A 22,863-nucleotide genomic window follows, 5' to 3' on the forward strand; every position below is an offset into this window, starting at 1 on the left:
AACTTCTGATTTTTAAATAAATAAACTAGTCCTGTTTATCTACGATTTAATTAACCTCTTTGTTAGTGCTTGCTATTAAACATATTACTAACCAATTAAATCAAATTATTATGAAGAATTTAAAAATGGGATTACTAGTTCTCTTAATGACAGTTTTTACTGTAAACTTTTCAAATTCACAAGAAGAAGCGCAACCTACAATGTTTGTTGTACATACAGACAATGTAAAGTTTGAAATGATGCCAAAATACGAAGAATTAGCACTAAAGCTAAAAAATAGCTGTGAGGAGAATAAGATTGAAGGTATGAGTTGGACAACTATTAGTGTGGAAGATGGTCGATACGTTTATGTATCTCCTATTAAGAACATGGCTGAGTTAGATACCAACCCAATGGAAGACCTTGCTAAGAAAATTGGAAAAGAAGAAATGGGCAAAATGTTTGGGGAAATGGACGAATGCTATGACTCTCATAGTAACGAGATTATACATTTCATTCCTGAGTTATCATACATGCCAGAAGGCTATGATACCAAAGACAAAAACGAAAGGGAATATCACTTTTTGTATTACGCACCCAAAAACGCCAAAGCAATGAATGAAGGCATGGCAAAAATTAAAGAGATGTTTGAAAATAAAGGTGTTAAAAATGGATATGAGGTATATCACAGCGGTTTTGGTAGCGAAGAAAGTTACTATATGGTCTCTGTAGCTGGTGAAAGTGAGTTAGCCATAGCACAAGACGGTAAAGATGATGATGAACTTTTAGGAGATGAAAGCCAAGCTACATTTTGGGAAGTTATTAAGCTCGCTACTAAATACAATGAAGTAGAAGCTAAAATTCGTCCAGATTTAAGCTACTATGCAGAATAAAAAAATCTTAAACGCAAAAAGAAACCCTTTACTATTTCAGTAAAGGGTTTTTTAATGACAAGCAAATCTATAAGCCGAATTCTGTATTAAAACCACAAAGGTCTTAACCCTTATCATTTATCTGAATTTACTGTTACCAGCAAACTTTAGCTGTCTACCCTCCAACAATCGGACGTGCAGCCCTCGAGCGTTGGTATACATGACATTGCACCACATAGAGTTTACCTGATTTCACTACAGCATTACCTGTACATACTTTCTGTTGCACTTTTCCTCACCTTTCGATGGATGGCTGTTAACCACTATGATTGCACTATGGTGTTCGGACTTTCCTTCCCGATAATTATCGGAACGATAAGGCAATCTGCGTGGCGGCAAATGTACATAAATTGTTAATAACTCATATTAAATATTAAATATCAAAAACGCCTATTTATAGGTTATTCTTAAATTTGTAATTCACTAATTTATCAATGGAACATTTCGTAGTATCGGCACGTAAGTACAGACCACAAACCTTTAAGGATGTTGTAGGTCAGCAGGCTATTACCAATACTTTACTGAATGCTATTGAAAATCATCATTTAGCTCAAGCTTTATTATTTACTGGTCCACGTGGTGTTGGTAAAACCACTTGCGCTCGTATTTTGGCTAAAATGATAAACAGTGACGGTAACACTAGCGAGGACGAAGATTTTGCTTTCAATATTTTTGAATTGGATGCGGCTTCTAACAACTCCGTTGATGATATCAGAAACCTAACCGATCAGGTTCGTATTCCGCCACAAGTTGGTAAATACAAAGTGTACATTATTGATGAGGTACACATGTTGTCTCAAGCGGCTTTTAATGCTTTTCTTAAAACCTTAGAAGAACCACCAAAGCATTGTATTTTTATTTTAGCAACTACTGAAAAACATAAGATTATACCAACCATCTTATCGCGTTGTCAGATTTTCGATTTTAAACGCATTACGGTTTCAGATGCTAAAGAATATTTAAAATACATTGCAGAAGAACAAGATATTACTGCTGAGGATGATGCACTTCACATTATAGCTCAAAAGGCAGATGGTGCTATGCGTGATGCGCTTTCAATCTTTGATCGTGTAGTAAGTTTCTCTGGAAAAAACCTAACAAGACAAGCCGTTACCGAAAATCTTAATGTACTAGATTACGAGACTTATTTTACAAGTACCGATTTAATTTTAGAAAATAAAATTCCTGAGTTGTTAGTACAATTCAACACTATACTGTCTAAAGGCTTTGACGGTCATCATTACATCGCAGGATTAGCTTCCCATTTTAGAGATTTAATGGTTTGTAAAAATCCAGCAACGCTTGAACTTTTAGAAGTAGGTGAAGAAACTAAGGAAAAATACATGATTCAATGCCAAAAGACCTCACATACCTTTTTGATGCAAGGTATTGATTTGTCCAACAGTTGTGATTTAAAATATAAATCGAGTAAAAATCAACGGCTTTTAGTCGAACTCACATTGATGCAGCTAGCCTCTATCACCTTTGATGGAGCAAAAAAAAAATAAGGGCTTCATAATTCCTGCTTCTTATTTTACAGCAAAAGGTATTACTCCTATTCCTGTAAAAAAACCTGAAGAAGCTCAACCAAAAATATCTAAAGATATCTCAAACAAGGAAGTTGTTAAAAAGCAGCCTGAAAAAGTTCAGAACTCTGTTTCAGAACCTACAACAATACCAAAGATATCCATCAATAAACCTGGCAAAGTTACTTCTGGTCTCTCTTTAAAAAGTATAAGGGAAAAGAAAGAGCATCAAATACGACAGATGGATGTTGTTATTGATGAAGACGATTTACCAAAAGAACCAGTTACCCAAGAAGCATTGCTAAAAGCTTGGAAAGCCTACACAGCTAAAATGGATAAGAAAGGTGAAAAAATTATGGCTTCCATATTACAAATGGATACACCTAAGCTAAAAGGAACTACGATTCATCTTACCTACTCCAACAATACAAATAAAATTGAGTTAGAGCGTGCTCAATTTCCTCTAATGGCTTATTTAAAGAAAACACTTCTTAACTACGATCTAGAATTAGATATAAAAGTTAATGAAGAAATCGCTAAAAAATATGCCTTTACACCAAGAGAGAAGTACGAAAAACTAAAGGAGAAAAACCCAAACATTGAACTACTCAAAAAAACGTTTGGGTTAGACATTTAGGTACTTTTATTTTATTCCTACTTAAGCTTAATAAAATAGTAACAATAAGGTATTATAAAGCATACCCTTTTTTTTGAAATTAGTATGACTATACTAATCTCTATTTTGAATACCAAATGAATAAAGTTTACTTCATCCTTGTTTTATCTACACTACTCGTTTCTTGTAAAAATAATAGTAATGACACTTACTCTATACCTTCCAACGAAATAATAGAAACCACTAAACAAGACGATTTAAGTGGAGAACAGCTTTCAAAAATATATTGTAAAGCCTGTCATCAATACCCAGAGCCTGAAATGTTAACTGTAGACATATGGAAAGATTATATGCTGCCAAGAATGGGTTACATGTATGGCATTTATAAAAATGCCAATGAAAGAAAAGCCCTTTTTGAAAATAATGAAGGTGGTGAGTTGGTAAAAGCCAGTGGATTATTTCCAAACGAACAAACCTTGGATAGTTTATCTTGGAAAAAGATTCAAGATTATTATTTAAATAATGCTCCAAACGAATTAGCGTTGCCACCAAAAAAGATAATTAAAAAAGAACTCAAGCAGTTTACCACAATAATTCCAGATCAAAAAGTAAATGTACCAAGTTCTACTATGGCAGAATTTTCAGAAAACGGTCAAATTTATTTAGGTGATGCTTTTACTAAAAGTTTTTCCATTTTTTCTAGTAACCTAAAATTATTAACCTCTGGAAATGTACAAGAAGGTGCTGTAAGCCTTTATGATACAGATGACGCCTTCTGGCTTACCGTAATGGGTAGTTTTTCTCCTACCGATGCGCCAAAAGGGTTAATTGCCACCTTGCCAAAAAAATCTGGAATAAAATCAACTGTTCCTATAAAAGGTTTACAAAGACCTGTGCATAGTGATTATGGAGATTTAAATGGTGATGGAAAAATGGATATTGTAGTTTCAGAATTTGGAAAATGGACAGGTGCGTTGTCTGTTTTCATTCAAAATGATAGTTCTTACACTAAGAAAACCTTACTAGCAAAGCCTGGCGCTATAAAATCATATATGAGAGATATGAACAACGATGGCTTTTTAGATATTGTAGCACTATTTGCTCAAGCCGATGAAGGCATTGATATTTATTACAACGATGGTAAGGCCAATTTTAAAAGAGACCGAGTACTTCAATTTTCGCCATCTATGGGAGGAAGTTTTATGGATCTTATAGATTATAATGATGATGGTTTCTTGGATATCATTTACACAGCTGGTGATAATGCAGATTACAAACCTATAATGAAGCCCTGGCATGGCATCTATATTTATTTGAATGATGGAAATAACAAATTCAAACAAGAGTTATTCATTCAACATAATGGAGCGTACAATGCCATAGTCAATGACTTTGATGGAGATGGCGACAAGGATATAGCTGCGATTTCTTTTTTTCCAGATTGGGTAAATACACCTGAAGAAAGTTTTGTTTATTATGAAAACACAGGAAATAATACGTTTCAAAACTTCACTTTTCCTGAAGTAAATAAAGGCCGTTGGGTAGTTATGGATGCCGCTGACTACGATAAAGATGGTGATACAGATTTAATTCTAGGCTCCTTAGCATTTGAAGTAATTCCAAAACTTGGCTATGTTGAACAATGGATGAAAGATGGTATTCCGTTTATTATTCTTAAGAATAACTTGAGATAATCGCTTGTTTATAACATGTCTAAATAAGAGGAAACTTTCACTTGTTTATAAATGTTAAAAAAAATGGCATAGCATTAAATTCAATTCACATCACTTGTATTTATTGGGTTTATAGAATTTCAACACTAAATAATTTAAAAAATCTTTGTTACTAAAAGGTAAATTATCTAATTAATAATAGGTCATTCTCATAATGTTTAAAACACATCCTTAATGTTTCGTTTGCAATTATTTTAAATAGCTTTTAAAATGACTTTACAAAGCGCCAGTAATTTTAAGTCATTAATTATTAACCAATTTATTTAATCACAAAACTATTTAAAATGAAACGTAAGTTACTTTCTTTGATGATGTGCGGATTTGGTTTAGTATCAATAGCACAGAGTCAATTTCCAACCACTATGGTTGACACAGATTGGGATGCTACAACAGTAGTAGTTCCTCCTTCTCCTTTTCAACTCCAAGTATTATTTATTGGTGGAGAAGATATGGTACAAACAGGGCTTAATGAAGAAGTACCTGCTAAGCAATGGCACGATTTTATCGGTTTTACTCCTTTAACAGCTGAAGACTGTGTAGATGATCCTAATGCTATTGGTTGGGCTTCTGTAAATCACGAAATGATTATTGCTGATGACAAAATCGGTGATGGTGGTGGAATGACTACCTTCTTATTAGGTAGAACCCCTTCTACTGATGAATTATATATTATTCCACAAACTTTAAGTGATGGTCGTGAAGGTGACTTCTTTAATGTAGATTTTTCTGCTGTTGGTGAAACAGGGATGAACTGTGGAGGTATTAACTCTAATATTGATGGTCGTGTTTGGTCTGCTGAAGAATGGTTTAGAAATAGTAATAATGACGTTTACGATAGTGGTAATGGTGTAAGAGACATTAGTGACTACACTATTAAATACACAGAGTTTGAGATGGCTAACTTCCAAACGATTCCAAAATACCAAAACTTCAACTGGATGGTAGAAATAGACCCAAGAGCTTCTAAAGCAATACGCAAACAATATAATTGGGGACGTCAACCATTTGAAGGTGGTACAATTGCTAATGATAACCAAACAGTTTATATGGGTGCAGATGCAACTCCTGGTTTATTTACAAAATTCGTTGCAGATACTCCTGGTGATTTTACTTCTGGAACAACTTATGTTTATAAGCATGATAATGCTGGTGATCCTTGGGTTGAAATAGACAACTCTAACTTCTCAAACATGTTGAACTTTACAGATTTAGCTATTGCTGCTGGTGCTACAATGTTCAACCGCTTAGAATGGGTTACTATAAACAAAAATAATGGTAAAATATATATGACTGAAACTGGCAGAGACAATCCTGCTTCTAGCTGGTCTGATGACGCTACTGCTGGTGGAGTTTATGCTGCTCACCATATTCAAAGAGCTATAGATCAAGGAGCAACTGGTCCTGACGATGCTGCATATTGGGATTATTACGGACGTGTTTTAGAATACGATCCTGCTACTGGAGATGTTAATATTTTTGTTGAAGGTGGTCCTTATTTTACAACAAGTCCTGATGTTGCTAACTATCCAACAAAGCACTTATCTAATCCTGATGGTTTAAACATGCTTTATGTAGATGTTGATGGTACACCAAAAACATATATGTTAATCAACGAAGATTTAAATGGAACGTCTTTTGGTAGAACTCCATCAGAATATCCTAACGATCGTATGTGTGAAATGTATATTTTAGACATGGATGTTGCTAACCCTACGGTTGATAATTTAATTCGTTTAACCCAAACTCCTAGAGGTGCAGAAATTACAGGTGCTTGCGCTACAGCTGATGGTAAATCTGTATTGGTAAACTCTCAGCATCCAGATGGTGCTAACCCATTCCCATACAATAACTCATTAACTTTTGCTATCACTGGGTTTGATGATCCTACAGCATTAGCGACGTTATCTAGTAGAGAGTTTCATTTTGATTCAAACAAATTTGGAATTTATCCTAATCCAACAGAGCGTATCTTATACTTAAGCGAAACTACTGATTGTGCTTTATACGATATTACAGGAAAGCGTATTGGTGTATATCGTAACACAAAATCAATAGATATTTCTGGTATCCAAACAGGAACATATTTATTAAAAACTAGCGAAGGCATTACTAAAAAAGTAATCATTAAGTAAGTTTTTTAGAAAATTTTAGCCGGATGAGTAAATCATCCGGCTTATTTCATTTTATAATATTATGAAGATAAATACTCACATTGTTTTAGTTGGCTTGTTGCTTGGATTTGTTTTTTCTCTTTTTAGCCAATGGTCAGATTCTAATTTTAACGATCTCAATAATTACAAAGGTTATAGACCAAATGTAATAGGTGAAATCAACGCTGAATTTATAGAAGATTTAGAATTTTTAGTTGAAGAATCAACCAATTTTAGAGAAAGTGTTGATGGTTTTGTAAACCAAAATCAGTCCAAACAAAATGTAGATAAGTCTTATAGAGCTTTACGAGATGCTTTTAAAAGTGTAGAGTATATTATTGAATATTCAGACAAGGAAGCTTATGATAAAATTGTCAATGGAGCTCCTTTACCTAAATTAGAACAAAAAGTTTCCGATCTTACAGTACTTGAACCACACGGGTTGCAAGTTATTGATGAGATGATTGCTGGTTCGGATTTTTCTAATAAAGATGAAAAAGAAGCCTTTTTAAAAGAAGTTGAACTTTTTGAAAAAAACATCAAAAAAATCAATACCTATCTTAAAATTAGAAAATTTAACGATAGACAATTTTTTGAAGCTACTAGACAATCCATAATTCGTTTGGCTTCATTAGGTATCACAGGTTTTGATACACCTGGAACACTGCAAGGTATTGAAGATGCAGACAAAGTTTTACAAACTATAAAAAAATACACTGGCTTATATAAACCAGAATTAAACAATGTAAATCAAATTGAGTTATTAAAGAAAAACTCAAATATTATTTCAAAAGGTTTAAAGATTATTAAAGGAGCTGACTTTGAAAATTTCAATCGTTTGGTTTTCATTAAAGAAGTTATAAATCCTTTATATAAAAATATAAAAGACATTCACTTAGCTTTGAATTATGAAACTATAGATGAAGTTTCAAGATATCCACAAGCTGTTAATTATACTTCAGAAAATTTATTTGAAAAAGATTTTCTGAATAACTTCTATTATGTTAGTTTAAGTAAAGACGATACTTACGATGAAAAATCAGAATTAGGTCGTTTACTCTTTTACGATCCTATTCTATCTCAAAAAAACACCATGTCTTGCGCAACTTGTCATGATCCTAAAAAAGCATTTACCGACGGAAAAACATTGAGTTCTTCTAGTAATGGCGGTCACCTTGAGCGTAATGCCATGACTTTAAATTATTCAGTTTATGCTACAAAATACTTTCACGATTTAAGAGCGCAGCGCTTAGAGGATCAGTTTGAACATGTGGTACTAAGTGAAAAAGAATTCAACTCTTCATACAAAGAGATTTTAGAAAAAATTAAAAATAGTCCAACGTATGTGGACTTATTCAAAAAAGCATTTCCAAACAGTAATCAAATCAAATTTAATGATATTGACTATGCTCTAGCAGCTTACGTAATGCAACTTAATACGTTTGACAGTCCTGTAGATCAATATTTTCAAAATAAAATAGATCAATTACCAAAAGCTGTAGAAAGAGGTTTTAATCTCTTTACAGGCAAAGCAGCTTGTGCAACTTGTCATTTTGCTCCATTATTTTCAGGAAACTTACCACCGCTTTATATTGATAGCGAAGCTGAAGTTTTAGGCGTGCCTAATAATAAACAAGAGCCTTGGGCTTTTGATGACGATAAAGGCAGATACAGCAATGGTCTTACACAAGAAGTCGCTTCTTTTTATGAAGGAGCATTTAAAACCTCAACAGTGAGAAATATAGCTTTAACAGCACCATACATGCATAATGGAGTTTTTGACACCTTAGAAGAGGTCATGGACTTTTATAACAAAGGTGGTGGAGCTGGAAATGGATTAAATTTAGAACATCAAACTTTATCTAGTGATCCGTTAAACTTAACTGAGCAGGAAATATCAGATATTATTAAATTTATGGAAGCGCTTAGCGATACTAAATCTTTTGATCAGCCGAATGATTTACCAAGAGATTTCCCTGATGAAAACTTAAATAAAAGAGCTTTATAGTTATCTGTTATTTCTAAAAACAGAGAATAATACTTCAGAACTTTCTATATTAAATTTTTAAAATATCTTTGATAAACGAAATTTAATATGAGAGCACTTCTTGGATTATTATTAATTGTGGTTATTGGCTTTACAAGTTGTGAAGGCAGAAGAACTTCTAATCAGTCTTTAGCGGATAGCGTTGAAGAATTCAAAAAAACAGTAAGTTTTCAAAAGGATATTTATATTCCTGAAACCTATATTGAGCGTGAAGTTGACACACTTTTAAGCAACGGATTTCATGTAAAAATAAAGAGCTATTCTGATATGTCTAATAGTGTTCTTTTCACCAAAATAAAAGACACTATTAACTATCAAACTCATTATAGAAACTTCAAGTTTGATATTTTAGTTGAAAAAAACGGAAAAATCATTTACAATAAAAGCTTTGATAAAAAGAAGGCTAATAAAGTCTTCGGATTTAAATCTAATTTTGAGCAAGGTTCTGAACTACATAACTTTTATGAATTGGCTGTATTAAAATCGGTTCAGGTAGATGATGACCCTAGCCTGACTAACAATGTGGCAATAGATTTCATTTATACCATACCAGAAACAGAACGTACGTCTTACCATAGAATGACCATTAATAGTAAGGGACGATCAAATTTTATTCAAACTGCTAAAAAATAATTATGCTAGGATTAAAATTACCAACAGACCCTAGATGGGTAAATATTGTTGAGAAAAATGTTGAGGACATACTAACTGACCATGCTTTTTGTGAGCAAAAAGCAGCAAGTACAGCTATTTCGTTAATTGTTGGCTTTCCTGAATACACGGAACTTGTACAAGAAATGATTGATTTAGTTGAAGAGGAAATGAGCCACTTTAAAATGGTTCATGATCTGATACTTGAAAGAGGTTGGACACTTGGTCGTGATCGTAAAGACGACTATGTAATTGCGTTATTAAAATTCTTTCCAAAAGGAGGTAGTAGAACCACACAATTAGTACATAGATTATTATACGCAGCACTTATTGAAGCTAGGAGTTGTGAACGATTCAGATTACTTTCTGAAGAACTAGAGGATAAAAAATTAGCCAAGTTTTACCGAAAACTAATGATTAGTGAAGCTAACCACTACACTATGTTTTTAAACTTTGCTAGAAAATATGGAGAACGTAAAGAGGTTGATGAAAAATGGCAGAATCTTTTAGAATATGAAGCTGAAATTATGAGAGACTTAGGTACAAAAGAAACCATACATGGATAAACAAAAAGCCTCGATTAATATCGAGGCTTTTTCTGTTATATGTTTTTGAAAATATTATAGCTTAATTCCGAAACCAAATTGAATAACATGGTTTGTTGCTTTTGTATCTGTTAAATCTTCATCTAAGATATTACTTAAACCTAAAGTTAATCTTGTATCAATAAAAAGCTCATCTGTAATCATATACTCTAATCCTGCAACACCAGAAAAAGTAAATGTTGCAAAACCATCTTTATCCTCCCACGTTTTTAAAGCTGGTTGAGGACCTACTCCAACAGTAAATCGATCAGATAGCATAAATCTTAAAAGTATAGGCATTTTAATATAATCTGCTCGTAGCGATTCATCCTTACCACCTTCGGCAGACCACTGTATTTCCGTTAATAAAGAGATGTCTTCTGTAAACCCATAATCAACAAAACCAGCAAAAGCAAAACCATTACGGTGTTTGTTTTCAAAATCAGCATCAGGATCAAAATCTAAATTGGAAATATTGAGAGCGCCTCTTACACCATATCTTACGTCTTGAGAAAAACCAGAAACAGTAAAAGCTACGAAGACAAGGGCGAATAGTAATTTTTTCATTTAAAATTTATTAAGACTTGAGTAAGCGAATATAAATTAAATTATAATATTGAATTCAATAATCGGATTTTTGTACAGAAATACTAGACGAAAGGATAACTGTAATCTTATAATTCTACGCTAGACACCGTTTCATAGTACATACTTTTAATAATACCATCTGACAAACCAATCTTTGGTACATAAATATCCTTGGCTCCACTCCATTTCATTGCAGACAAATATATTCTTGTTGCAGGAATAATAACATCCGCTCTATCTTGATTAAGATTCAACTTTGTTATACGCTCTTCGTAAGAATAACTTTGTAAAGTCTTATAATAACTGGTTAAATAAAAGTACGTTAAAGGTTTCCCGATTGCCTTTCCTGAAATTTTAAAAATCTTATTGATATTTCCACCAGAACCTATAAGGTCTATTTTTTCGTATTGCTTGGTGTTTTCATTAATCCACTTTTCTAATTCTTGCCAGGTTTCATTTTTTACGATATCGTTAAGCAGTCTAACCGTACCTATTTTAAAAGATCTAGACTTTATTTTTTCACCATTATGAATGATGGAAAACTCTGTACTACCACCACCAACATCAACATAAAGATAGGTTTTGTTTTCATCTATAAACTCATGTAAATCAGTTGCTGCAATAATAGCTGCTTCTTCTTCACCATCAATAATATCGATATTAATTCCTGTGGTATCTACAATTTTTTGTGCCAGAGGTTCACTGTTTTTAGCTTCTCGCATTGCTGAAGTTGCGCAAGCTTTATAACGAACGACTCCATGAGATTTTATAAGCAAACTAAAAGCTTGCATGGTATCAATCATTCTATTTTGATTGTATTCTGAAATTTCGCCATTCATAAACACATCAGCACCTAGCCTTATGGGCACACGTACCAATGAGTTCTTTTTGAAAATGACTGATACATCATCTTGAATGATTATGTTAGAAATTAGTAGTCTTACAGCGTTAGATCCAATATCTATAGCTGCGTATTTTTCAATCTTCAGCATGTTATCCTTCTAATTTTTTTAAATAATAGTCGTAAGTATCAAATTGAGCTCTTACTTTTTCCTTATCGTTTCTACGATATTGATTGTCTTGTGTTTCATTTACAATACGAGCCTTAACATTATCATTCCAACAAATTTCAAATAAATCTTGAAGCTCTTTCTTGATGTCTTCATCATAAATCGGACAACTCACCTCTACTCTATTATCTATGTTTCTAGTCATCCAATCTGCCGAAGATATATAAATTTTTGGATCATCGTTATTTCCAAAAATATAAAGACGTGTGTGTTCTAAGAACTTGTCTATAATACTAATTATCTCAATATTTTCACTCATACCTTCAATACCTGGAACCAAACAGCACAAACCTCTAACAATCATCTGAATTTTTACGCCTGCTCTACTTGCTTCGTACAATTTATCAACCATCTTATAACTACTGATGCTATTCATCTTTAGCTTTATATAAGCTGGTTTTCCACTTTTAGCATTATCAATTTCGTGATCGATTAAACTAAATAATTTTGATTTAGTATAATGCGGCGATGTTATAATATGCTTGTATCTATTGATCTTATAATTGACTTCAAAAAAGTTGAAAACTTTATTGACATCCTTGAGTATTTTTTGGTTTGAAGTCAACAAAGTGAAATCTGTATAAAACTTAGCTGTAGATTCATTAAAATTTCCAGTGCTTATGAATCCGTAACGCACTAATTTTTCATTCTCTTCGCGCTCAATAACACACATTTTACAATGTACTTTAAGACCAGGAACACCAAACAACATATTAACTCCAGCATCCTGCATTTGTTCTGCGTAATGAATATTGGCTTCCTCATCAAAACGAGCTCTAAGTTCTATGGAAACCGTAACATGTTTTCCGTTTTTAGCTGCATTTATCAAAGAACTGGCTACATGAGAAATTTGGGCAAGTCTGTATATGGTAATTTTTATAGATCTAACTTTAGGATCAAGAGCTGCTTCTCTTAGGAATTTCACTACATAAGAAAAGGTGTGATATGGTGCATAAACCAAATAATCCTTCTTTGCAATGGTTTTAAAGATACTTTCCTCTAAACTTAACCCTTGAACAGGTAAAGGTTTTATTTTATCATACAACAAATCTGTTCTTCCAAGACTAGGAAAGTCCATGTAATCTCTACGGTTATGATAACGACCACCAGGAATAATACTATCTTTAGAGTCAATTCCCATCTTCTCTAAAAGAAAATTTAAGGTGTCTTCATCAATACTTTTATCGTAAACAAATCTAATTGGCTCACCTATCTGTCTATCTTTTACACTTGCAGAAAGTTTATCAATAAAACTTTTACTTAAATCACTATCGAATTCTAATTCACCATCTCTAGTAATTTTTATCATGTGAGATGTTATCGTCTCATAATCAAATATGTTGAATATTTCATCTAAACAATACCTGATGATATCATCTACCATGATGATGTAATCAGCACCATTTTTCTTTGGCAAAACCACAAAACGATCCATAGCTTTTGAAATTTCAATAAGTGCATATTGATCTGGACCATTTTTGTTAGACATCTTTATACTTAAATAGCCTGTAGTGTCTTTTAAATGTGGTAATTCTACATCTTCATTTAGCACAATAACAACAAGAGCTGGACTTATTTCTTGATAGAAATAATTACGTATAAAATCGTGCTGATCTTTAGCAATATGAGTTTCATTAATCACATGAATATTTTCTCCTTTTAGCTCTTCATCTATCGATTCTAGAATCTCAATACTCTCGCTTTGTTGGTCTATTACAATTTTGGTTATTTCCTCTAACAGATCACCTGCACTAATACCTCCTAGCTCTGCTTTTCCTGCTTTACCTGCTTCATAAATACGTTTAACCGTTGCATATCTTACCTTGAAGAATTCATCTAAGTTATTTGAAAATATACCTAAAAATCTTAACCGTTCAATAAGAGGAACTTCCTTATCTGCCGCTTCCTGAAGTACCCTTGCATTAAACTGTAACCAGCTTAGCTCTCTATTTATGTAAATATTCTTGTCTTTTGTCATTATCTTATTTCCTTAGGAATAATGATGTATTCCGTGGTGCCTTGTTTTAAATCTTTCCAGTTTTCAATATTGAAATTTAATTTTACCAAACCGCTTGTGGGAAGGTTTTCAATATATTTATCGCCAAATATATTGGAAATTGAGGTGAAAGCATGATTGTGACCAAAAATCATAACAGTATCATAATCATTGGATATATTTTTAATAAATCTTGTGACATTCTCACCTAAAAAATCATAGAGTTCTTCATCAACATGAATAGAATCTTCGGATATTTTTAAATGTTTGGCAAAAATTTTACAAGTACTTAATGCTCTATTGGCTGGACTTGAAAAAATTTTTTCTGGCAAATCTACCCTATTTAAGAACTCTTGAGCGACCAAATTAGCATCATTTATTCCTCTGGATTTTAATGGTCTATCTCTATCGACAACATTAAATTCCCACGATGATTTTCCGTGTCTTACTAAGATTACTGATTTCATAAATTATCGATTAAGCACAAATTTTATCGACAAAAGGTTGTTTATATCCGTTTTAACGATTATTTTGCCCCCTTAACTCTAATGTTTGTGTATGATTTAAGTTATAATTTCTTTTGTTATGTAAAATTAATGTAAATGACCCCAAATCAAAAATATATTAATCCATTCTGTTGTGCATTTACATTAACATTGCTTCCCTCTACATTTTTACAAAACAAATTTTCAGTACTTATGATTAAGTAACTATCTAATACACAGAATCTAATTCTGAATTTAGTTTGCTTAATTCTTAGGTATACAACATTAAATAATGTTATAAAAGTAAAGTATGAAAAATAGATACTTTTGTGCTACAATAGTAAATGTATCTTGGATTGTTTTAATAGCGCTTTCTATTATTACTCCTAATTTAATATTAGCACAACAAGCTCCATCAATCCAATCAGGCGTTACGTTTCAGTGGGAAGATACACAATCAAGCCTTAGTGATCCTGCAACTATACAGTCTGTTACCGTAAATGGTACAATGTATAATACATTCGTAGTTCCTACGAGTTATGAAATGACCACATTAGGTCCTGATGGAGATTACAGAAACGGCATTCAACTAAACGGAAGTGATTTGGGTGTTAACAGTAGTTTTGCAAGTTGGAATACTGATGCTATAAGTGCTTTTCAGGATAAAAACTTAAACCATTACTTTACTTCTAACTTTAACGGTAGAAATATTTGTTCAAACTTTGGCGCAATCCAATCAACTGATGCTCAAAGGCAAACAATCTTTTACAGCCCTTCTATTCCTGCTAATGAAGGAAGTGTTTTAGCAGTTACCGAAAGAGGTGGAAATAACTGTTTTTATATAGAAATTTGGGGAACACCTAATGGTGGTGGCCCAGAACAAGTATTAGGATCTACATTTGTAAGAAATGCTGGTAATTACCAAAACTGTAATTTTGGTAGTCCTTATAATAATTCTGACTATTGGCAATCTGGAAGATGTAATGAAAATGGACAGACTATAGGTATAGCTCTATTTTATTTAAATGATATTGCGCCTATTGGTTCAAAAATCACTAAAATAGAGTTTGTTGCCGCTACAAGAGACCATGGAGATGGTAAGTTTTTTATACTTCAAAAATATGCCATAGATAGCCATGATGTAAATTGTATAAATTCTACATATAGTGGTGATATTGATTTAGGTAACAATGTGCCTGCCGGTTCAACATATCAATTAGTATCAGGTCCTACACCTGCTGGTCAATCGTTTCAATTAAACTCTGATGGTACATATACTTATGTACCAAATGATGGTTTTACAGGTGACGTCACTTTTGATTATAGTGTTTGCCTTCCTGCACCTAACACATCCGTCTGTGATGAAGCTACTGTTACATTAACCTATGTTAATAAACCTACGGAACCTGAAGTAGAAATAGGCTGTGACCCTACAAATGGCAACTTTTTAATTGAAGTTATTAATCCTGTTGGTGATGAGTTTGAATATAGTCTTAACAATGGACCATTTCAAAGTTCACCAATATTTTCCAGATCATCTGGTACTTATACACTTAGAGTAAGAAGTAGCTACACTCAATGTGAAAACATAAACTTAGATCCTATTGTTCTTACTGGTATGAATTTAACCGCTACAGTAACTGATGTTCTATGTAAACTTGAAAACACAGGAGCTATAGATATAACTGTAACAGGAGGTACTCCACCTTACTCTTATGAATGGAATAATACTGCTACTTCGGAAGATATTTCAAACGTTTTTGGAGGTACTTACAATGTAATTGTTACCGATGCTAATGGTTGTACTATATCAGATAGTTATACTATAAATCAACCTTCTCAAGAGTTAGTAACATCACTTTCAACTTCAAACGTAAGCTGTTATGGTGAATCTGATGGTTCTATTGATCTTACGGTTTCTGGTGGCACAGCTCCTTACACTTACAATTGGAATACGGGAGCTACTTCTCAAGATTTAAACAATTTAGCACCAGGATCTTATGGAGTTACTGTTACAGACGCAAATGGCTGTACTTCAACTAGTCAAGTTTCAATATCACAACCTAGTTCTATATTAACAGCAAATATTATTAGTATAGAAAATATTGATTGTAATGACGATACTTCTGGAAGTATTAGTGTTGAAGGTGTTGGTGGAACTTCTCCATACTCATATTCTATCAATGGAGGTACAAGTTATCAAACTAGTGGATTATTCGAAAATTTAGCTGCTGGCAATTATACTATAACAGTTTTAGATTCAAACGCATGTTCTACTACAATTGATGCTCAAATTACTGAAGCCGAAGCTTTACAAATTTCAATTGAAGATTATAATGACGTTTCTTGTTATGGCGAATCTGATGCCAATATTTACACCTATGTTGAAGGAGGAACTCCTCCTTACACTTTCAGTTGGAATAATGGAGCTACAAGTCAAGATATAACAAATATTGCACAAGGAAATTATTCGGTTACTGTAACTGATGCTAATGGTTGTACAGCTACAATAAGTCAAAACATTTCTTCTCCATCTAGTGCTCTAAGTTCAAATATAAATATTACACACGCTACTACCTCTCAAGGTTGTAACAATGGACAAGCAACAATAAATGTTTCTGGAGGTACTGCACCATACACCTATTTATGGAGTAATTCTGCTGATAGCCAAACTAGTGCTACTGTAACTAATTTGAGTAATGGAAACCACTCTGTAACTATTACCGATGCAAACAACTGTCAAATAATAGAAACTATTGTAATAGAATGTAATGACACCTGTGATACTCAAGTTACTATAGATAACACAAATAATGTATCTTGTTACGGTGAAGCTACAGGTTCTGCAACAGTATCTGCTGCCTCAGCCTACAATCCAAGTGCTACATATACATTTACTTGGAGTACAGGTCAGGTTGATTCTGGAGTAACAAGCAGTACGCTTAACAACTTACCATCTGGAGACTATGATGTTTCGGTTACTATGGATGGAACCGTATGTTCTTCTGTTCAAAAATCATTTACAATAACCCAACCAGATAGTCCTTTAAGTATTTCTACACTTGTAACAGATTTGTTAGGACCTCTTACCAATGATGGTATCATCTTGGCAACAGTTTCTGGTGGAACTCCTCCTTATTCATATTTATGGAGTCCTGGTGGTGAAACAACTCCTAGTATTTTAGGCTTATCTGTCGGTTCATATACTGTAACCGTAACGGACGCTAATGGTTGTACATTATCAAAATCTGCATCAGTAGACTCAGGTACTTGCCATGATTTATCTATTTCTGGTACATCGACACCTGTAGTTTGTAATGGTGAAAGTAATGGTACTGCTACTGCTATAGTTTCTAATGGAACTGGACCATTTACTTATACTTGGGATTCTTTAACCGATACAACACCTTCAGTTTCAGGCTTACCAGCTGGAGATTATACTGTAACAGTTACGGATGAAACTACTTTATGTGAAGAATCTACAACCATCACTATTTCAGAACCTGATACTTTGAGTGCTTCTACTAACCCATCTCATGTACTATGTAAAGGAGATAGTACAGGATCCATAGATTTAACAGTTTCTGGCGGAACACAACCTTATACTTATTCATGGAATAATGGAGCTACAAGTAAGGATATTAATAACTTGTCAGCTGGTACATATTCTGTTACCATAACTGATGCTAATGGTTGTATTACTACAGCTCAAAATACAATTAGTGAACCTTCTGAAAATCTTTCTGCATCCGTTACACAAACAGTTAATGTAGATTGTTCTGGAAATGATACAGGAAGTTTCATAATTGAAGCATCTGGTGGAGTTTCTCCGTATTCATATTCTATTGATAATGGTATAACATCTCAATCTGATGGGATTTTTGATAATTTATCAGCATCAAATTATACTGTTCTTGTTACAGACTCTAATAACTGTTCGTTTAGTTTAGATATAACTATTTCTGCTGACGATACAGAAAACCCAGAAATATCTGTACCATCTACAATCACAATAGAAGGTTGCAGCACTTCAGACATCACAGAAAGCAATGCTTTATTCACATATAGTTCAGTGGAATCAGCAGATGTTCAATCTATATTTCAGTCTAATTCAGATTACAATGCCTCTGATGATTTTAGCATTGAAAATATAACTTATATTGATGTTATAACTTCAACTGATAATTGCCCAATAATTTTAACTCGAACATTTACAATTACTGACAGCTGTAATAATACTGCTAGTGCTGTACAAACCATAACTATAGAAGATACAATTGCACCTATTATCAATATTCCTTCTGATATTACTATTGAATGTACAGACGATTCATCAAGTAATAATACAGGTCAAGCCACAGGTAATGATCACTGTAGTACTGTTACTATCACACAAATTGATAATGAAACACCTGGTACATGTGGGAATACAAAAACTATAGTTAGAATTTGGACTGCTACTGATGAATGTGGAAATACCACTTCTGCTGATCAAGTTATTACTGTCGAAGATACCACTCCTCCAATTTTAACTTTACCTGAAGATATTACTTTAGAATGTGGAGATGATACTTCCAGTGATAATACTGGTTTAGCAAAAGGAGAAGATTCATGTGGTGGTGTAACTATTTCAGAATTTGATAACATTACGAATACTTGTGGGAATACACAAGTTATTGAAAGAACCTGGACTGTTTCAGATAATTGTGGTAATGTAACAACAGGTGTACAAACAATAACTGTTGTAGATACTGTTGCACCTGTTCTTACTGTTCCTGCGGATGTAACTATAGAATGTACAGAAGATACTTCTCCTGCCAACACAGGTCAAGCTACAGCTACAGATGATTGTGCTACACCAACTATCTCATACTCGGACGTAGAAACCGCTGCATGTGGAAATACCAAAACTATCATCAGAACTTGGACTACTACTGATGCTTGTGGAAATACTACTTCTTCTGATCAGACCATAACTACTGAAGATACAACGCCTCCTACTTTCTCTGTTCCTGCTAATGTGACTTTAGAATGTGATCAGGATGTCAACGACCTTGTCTTTACAGGTGACGTTACAGATGAAAGTGATAACTGTTCTTCTTCAAACCTTGAGGCAACATTTACAGACACTATAGTAGATGGTGCTTGCGCTGGAAGCTTTACAATTAACCGTGCTTGGTCTTTATCTGATGACTGTGGAAACACGACTTCACTCGTACAGACCATTACAGTTCAAGACACTACTGCACCAACTTTCAATGAAAGCCTACCTGCAGATATTACTGTGGAGTGTGAAGATTTATTAGATGCTGAAAACTTAACTGCTACTGATAATTGTGGTGATGCTACAGTAACATTGACTGAAACTATCAATTCTGGAAGTTGTGATAATGATTATACTTTGATTAGAACTTGGGTTGCTCAGGATGCTTGTGGTAACGAAACTAGCCATACACAAACCATAACTGTTCAAGATACTACTGCTCCTATTATCGATGCTTCAAATATCGAAAATATAGATATAGAATGTGGTGTTACACCTGATGGTACGCTTGAGACTTGGATTGCCAATAATGCTGGTGCTACAGCATCTGATTCTTGTGGTAACGTAACTTGGTCTAATGACTATAACGACAGTACCTCTGTGGGTTGTGCTAATGGTGCCATTACAGTGACATTTACGGCCATAGACGACTGTGGAAATTCAGATTCGGTTACGGCTACATATTCTATTGTTGACACCGTAGCACCTGTTCTTACTGTTCCTGCGGATGTAACTATAGAATGTACAGAAGATACTTCTCCTGCTAATACAGGTCAAGCTACTGCAACAGATGATTGTGCTTCTCCAAGCATCTCATACTCGGACGTAGAAACCGCTGCATGTGGAAATACCAAAACTATCATCAGGACTTGGACAGCTACTGATGCTTGTGGAAATACAACTTCTGCTAATCAGACTATAACCACTGAAGATACAACGCCTCCTACTTTCTCTGTTCCTGCTAATTTGACTTTAGAATGTGACCAGGATGTCAACGATCTTGTATTTACAGGTGACGTTACGGATGAAAATGATAACTGTTCTTCAAACCTTGAGGCTACATTTACAGACACTATAGTAGATGGTGCTTGTGCTGGAAGCTTTACAATTAATCGTGCTTGGTCTTTATCTGATGACTGTGGAAACACTACTGCTCTGGTACAGACCATTACAGTTCAAGATACAACTGCACCAGAAATTTCAGTGCCTGCAGATGTAACTATAGAGTGTACAGAGGACAGCTCTAGTAATGCTACCGGAAGTGCTACTGGTACAGATAATTGTGGAGATGTAACTATATCTCAGTCCGATGTTGAGACTGCTGCATGTGGCAACACTAAAACCATAGTTAGAACTTGGACTGCTACTGATGCTTGTGGAAATACGGCTTCAGCTGACCAAACCATCACAGTTATAGATACTACTGCTCCTATTATCGATGCTTCAAATATCTCAAATATAGATATAGAATGTGGTGTTACACCTGATGGTACGCTTGAGACTTGGATTGCCAACAACGCTGGAGCAACAGCTTCTGACAGTTGTGGTAACGTAATTTGGTCCAATGACTATAACAACAGTACTACTGTGGATTGTGCCAATGGTGCTATTACAGTAACATTTACTGCTACAGACGTCTGTGGAAATTCAGACTCGGTTACTGCTACATATTCTATTGTAGACACCGTTGCACCTGTTCTTACTGTTCCTGCAGATGTAACTATTGAATGTACAGAAGATACTTCTCCCGCCAATACAGGTCAGGCTACAGCTACAGATGATTGTGCTACACCAACTATCTCATACTCGGACGTAGAAACCGCTGCATGTGGAAACACCAAAACTATCATCAGAACTTGGACGGCTACTGATGCTTGTGGAAATACGACTTCTGCTAATCAGACCATAACCACTGAAGATACAACGCCTCCTACTTTCTCGGTTCCTGCAAACTTAACCTTGGAATGCGATCAGGATGTCAACGACCTTGTCTTTACAGGTGACGTTACAGATGAAAGTGATAACTGTTCTTCTTCAAACCTTGAGGCAACATTTACAGACACTATAGTAGATGGTGCTTGCGCTGGAAGCTTTACAATTAATCGTGCTTGGTCTTTATTTGATGACTGTGGAAACACTACTGCTCTGGTACAGACCATTACAGTTCAAGATACTACTGCACCAACTTTCAATGAAAGTCTACCAGCAGATATTACTGTGGAGTGTGAAGATTTATTAAATGCTGAAAACTTAACTGCTACCGATAATTGTGGTGATGCTACTGTAACATTGACTGAAACTATCAATTCTGGAAGTTGTGATAATGATTATACTTTGATTAGAACTTGGGTTGCTCAGGATGCTTGTGGTAACGAAACTAGCCATACGCAAAATATAACTGTTCAAGATACTACTGCGCCAACTTTTAATGAAAATTTACCTACAGATATCATTGTTGAATGCGACAATGTACCAGCTGCTGCAAATTTAACAGCAACAGATAGTTGTGGATCTGCTACTGTGAATTTCTCTGAGAATATAGATAATTCAAATTCATCTTGTATTGGCGAATATATTATAGAACGCATTTGGATAGCAAGTGACAGCTGTGGAAATGAGTTAATTCATATTCAAATTATTACAGTTCAAGATACTACACCACCAGCAATGGTATCTACATTTGATTCAGATATTACAGTTTCATGTGATGAAATTCCAAATGTACCAAGTTTAGTATTTCAAGATTCTTGTTCTAATAATATTGATGTTGATTATAACGAAACATCTACTCAAACTAATGATTTTGAAGATTACAGTATTACAAGAATGTGGACTGTTACCGATGATTGTGGAAATCAATCTGAGTTTGTACAAAATATTACTGTTGAAATAAGTAATGTTATACAAGCTGAGAATGCTCAACGTTGTGTTCTTGATATTGAATTTGATTTATTCAATCTCTTATCTGGAGATTTTGATATGAATGGAGCATGGACAGTAGTTTCTGGAAATGCTACATTAAACGGTAGCTACTTTGATCCTAATTCTGTTGATGTTGGTGATTACATCTTTAGGTATTCGATTACTGAAGGTCCATGTCCGACAGAAGTTGAAGTAACTGTTAGTGTAGATGACGAGTGTTTAGTATTACCGTGTAGCTCTGCAGATAATGTTGTTATTTCTAAAACTGTTACCGCTAACGGTGATAACTTTAATGACTTCTTTACTGTTTCTGCCATTGAAGAATGTGGTTTCGAAATTGAAGTTCAGATTTTCAATCGTTGGGGTGCGGAAGTTTACAAGTCTGGTAATTATCAAAATGATTGGGGAGGTGAGTCGCATAGCTCATCTGTAGGAAATTCTGGAAAAGTCCCAACTGGAACATACTATTATATCATCAATATAAAGAATAGTGGATTGGCTCCTTTTACAGGTCCTATCTATGTAGCAACAAATTAAAAC

General features: G+C 34.1%; 11 protein-coding genes, 1 other RNA gene and 1 pseudogene. 8 read left to right on the forward strand and 5 right to left on the reverse strand.

Annotated features, from left to right (window positions below):
* The first annotated feature begins 110 nt into the window (after positions 1 to 110).
* On the forward strand, positions 111 to 872 hold the full coding sequence (locus QGM60_RS07800) for a hypothetical protein (RefSeq protein ID WP_281139679.1): 762 nt from the start codon (positions 111 to 113) through the stop codon (positions 870 to 872).
* A gap of 54 nt (positions 873 to 926) precedes the next feature.
* Here the strand turns inward: QGM60_RS07800 and rnpB are convergent.
* Positions 927 to 1,243, reverse strand: an RNA gene (gene rnpB / locus QGM60_RS07805) — RNase P RNA component class A.
* A gap of 102 nt (positions 1,244 to 1,345) precedes the next feature.
* Here rnpB and dnaX point away from each other — a divergent pair.
* The 6 genes and pseudogenes from dnaX (at position 1,346) to QGM60_RS07835 (ending at position 10,200) form a co-directional block, all read left to right on the forward strand.
* Positions 1,346 to 3,074 (forward strand): annotated as a pseudogene (dnaX, locus tag QGM60_RS07810) (DNA polymerase III subunit gamma/tau).
* A gap of 116 nt (positions 3,075 to 3,190) precedes the next feature.
* Positions 3,191 to 4,747, forward strand: coding sequence for an FG-GAP-like repeat-containing protein (locus QGM60_RS07815; RefSeq protein ID WP_281139680.1), 1,557 nt, complete (start codon positions 3,191 to 3,193; stop codon positions 4,745 to 4,747).
* 323 nt (positions 4,748 to 5,070) lie between these two features.
* The gene (locus tag QGM60_RS07820) at positions 5,071 to 6,918 is read left to right on the forward strand and encodes an alkaline phosphatase PhoX (RefSeq protein ID WP_281139681.1); all 1,848 of its coding nucleotides are present in this window, start codon (positions 5,071 to 5,073) and stop codon (positions 6,916 to 6,918) included.
* Positions 6,919 to 6,979: 61 nt separating this feature from the next.
* A complete protein-coding gene (locus tag QGM60_RS07825) occupies positions 6,980 to 8,944 on the forward strand; it encodes a cytochrome c peroxidase (RefSeq protein WP_281139682.1) in 1,965 nt (654 codons plus the stop codon).
* 87 nt (positions 8,945 to 9,031) lie between these two features.
* Positions 9,032 to 9,616 (forward strand): hypothetical protein, encoded by a 585-nt coding sequence (locus QGM60_RS07830; RefSeq protein ID WP_281139683.1) that lies wholly within the window; start codon positions 9,032 to 9,034, stop codon positions 9,614 to 9,616.
* Positions 9,617 to 9,618: 2 nt separating this feature from the next.
* Entirely contained in the window at positions 9,619 to 10,200 is a 582-nt protein-coding gene (locus tag QGM60_RS07835; RefSeq protein WP_281139684.1) for a tRNA-(ms[2]io[6]A)-hydroxylase, read from the forward strand.
* A 54-nt stretch (positions 10,201 to 10,254) separates the two neighbouring features.
* Here the strand turns inward: QGM60_RS07835 and QGM60_RS07840 are convergent, their stop codons facing one another.
* The 4 genes from QGM60_RS07840 to QGM60_RS07855 form a co-directional block, all read right to left on the reverse strand.
* Entirely contained in the window at positions 10,255 to 10,785 is a 531-nt protein-coding gene (locus QGM60_RS07840) for a porin family protein (RefSeq protein ID WP_281139685.1), read from the reverse strand.
* Between the two features lie 107 nt (positions 10,786 to 10,892).
* Positions 10,893 to 11,798, reverse strand: a complete 906-nt coding sequence (locus tag QGM60_RS07845; protein ID WP_281139686.1) for a rod shape-determining protein — start codon at positions 11,796 to 11,798, stop codon at positions 10,893 to 10,895.
* Position 11,799: 1 nt separating this feature from the next.
* Positions 11,800 to 13,854, reverse strand: coding sequence for a polyphosphate kinase 1 (gene ppk1, locus QGM60_RS07850; RefSeq protein WP_281139687.1), 2,055 nt, complete (start codon positions 13,852 to 13,854; stop codon positions 11,800 to 11,802).
* A complete protein-coding gene (locus tag QGM60_RS07855; RefSeq protein WP_281139688.1) occupies positions 13,854 to 14,339 on the reverse strand; it encodes a histidine phosphatase family protein in 486 nt (161 codons plus the stop codon). Before QGM60_RS07855 ends, ppk1 begins: the two co-directional genes overlap by 1 nt.
* 328 nt (positions 14,340 to 14,667) lie before the next feature.
* Between QGM60_RS07855 and QGM60_RS07860 the strand changes: the two genes are divergently transcribed.
* A complete protein-coding gene (locus QGM60_RS07860) occupies positions 14,668 to 22,860 on the forward strand; it encodes a gliding motility-associated C-terminal domain-containing protein (protein ID WP_281139689.1) in 8,193 nt (2,730 codons plus the stop codon).
* Positions 22,861 to 22,863 lie beyond the last annotated feature (3 nt).

This window comes from Winogradskyella sp. SYSU M77433 (assembly GCF_029911945.1).
GTDB lineage: Bacteria > Bacteroidota > Bacteroidia > Flavobacteriales > Flavobacteriaceae > Winogradskyella.

Bases quoted from the DNA above. Each gene is read 5' to 3' on its own strand.
- QGM60_RS07800 (WP_281139679.1), top strand. From the start codon at position 111: ATGAAGAATTTAAAAATGGGATTACTAGTTCTCTTAATGACAGTTTTT.
- QGM60_RS07815 (WP_281139680.1), top strand. From the start codon at position 3,191: ATGAATAAAGTTTACTTCATCCTTGTTTTATCTACACTACTCGTTTCT.
- QGM60_RS07820 (WP_281139681.1), top strand. From the start codon at position 5,071: ATGAAACGTAAGTTACTTTCTTTGATGATGTGCGGATTTGGTTTAGTA.
- QGM60_RS07825 (WP_281139682.1), top strand. From the start codon at position 6,980: ATGAAGATAAATACTCACATTGTTTTAGTTGGCTTGTTGCTTGGATTT.
- QGM60_RS07830 (WP_281139683.1), top strand. From the start codon at position 9,032: ATGAGAGCACTTCTTGGATTATTATTAATTGTGGTTATTGGCTTTACA.
- QGM60_RS07835 (WP_281139684.1), top strand. From the start codon at position 9,619: ATGCTAGGATTAAAATTACCAACAGACCCTAGATGGGTAAATATTGTT.
- QGM60_RS07840 (WP_281139685.1), bottom strand. From the start codon at position 10,785: ATGAAAAAATTACTATTCGCCCTTGTCTTCGTAGCTTTTACTGTTTCT.
- QGM60_RS07845 (WP_281139686.1), bottom strand. From the start codon at position 11,798: ATGCTGAAGATTGAAAAATACGCAGCTATAGATATTGGATCTAACGCT.
- ppk1 (WP_281139687.1), bottom strand. From the start codon at position 13,854: ATGACAAAAGACAAGAATATTTACATAAATAGAGAGCTAAGCTGGTTA.
- QGM60_RS07855 (WP_281139688.1), bottom strand. From the start codon at position 14,339: ATGAAATCAGTAATCTTAGTAAGACACGGAAAATCATCGTGGGAATTT.
- QGM60_RS07860 (WP_281139689.1), top strand. From the start codon at position 14,668: ATGAAAAATAGATACTTTTGTGCTACAATAGTAAATGTATCTTGGATT.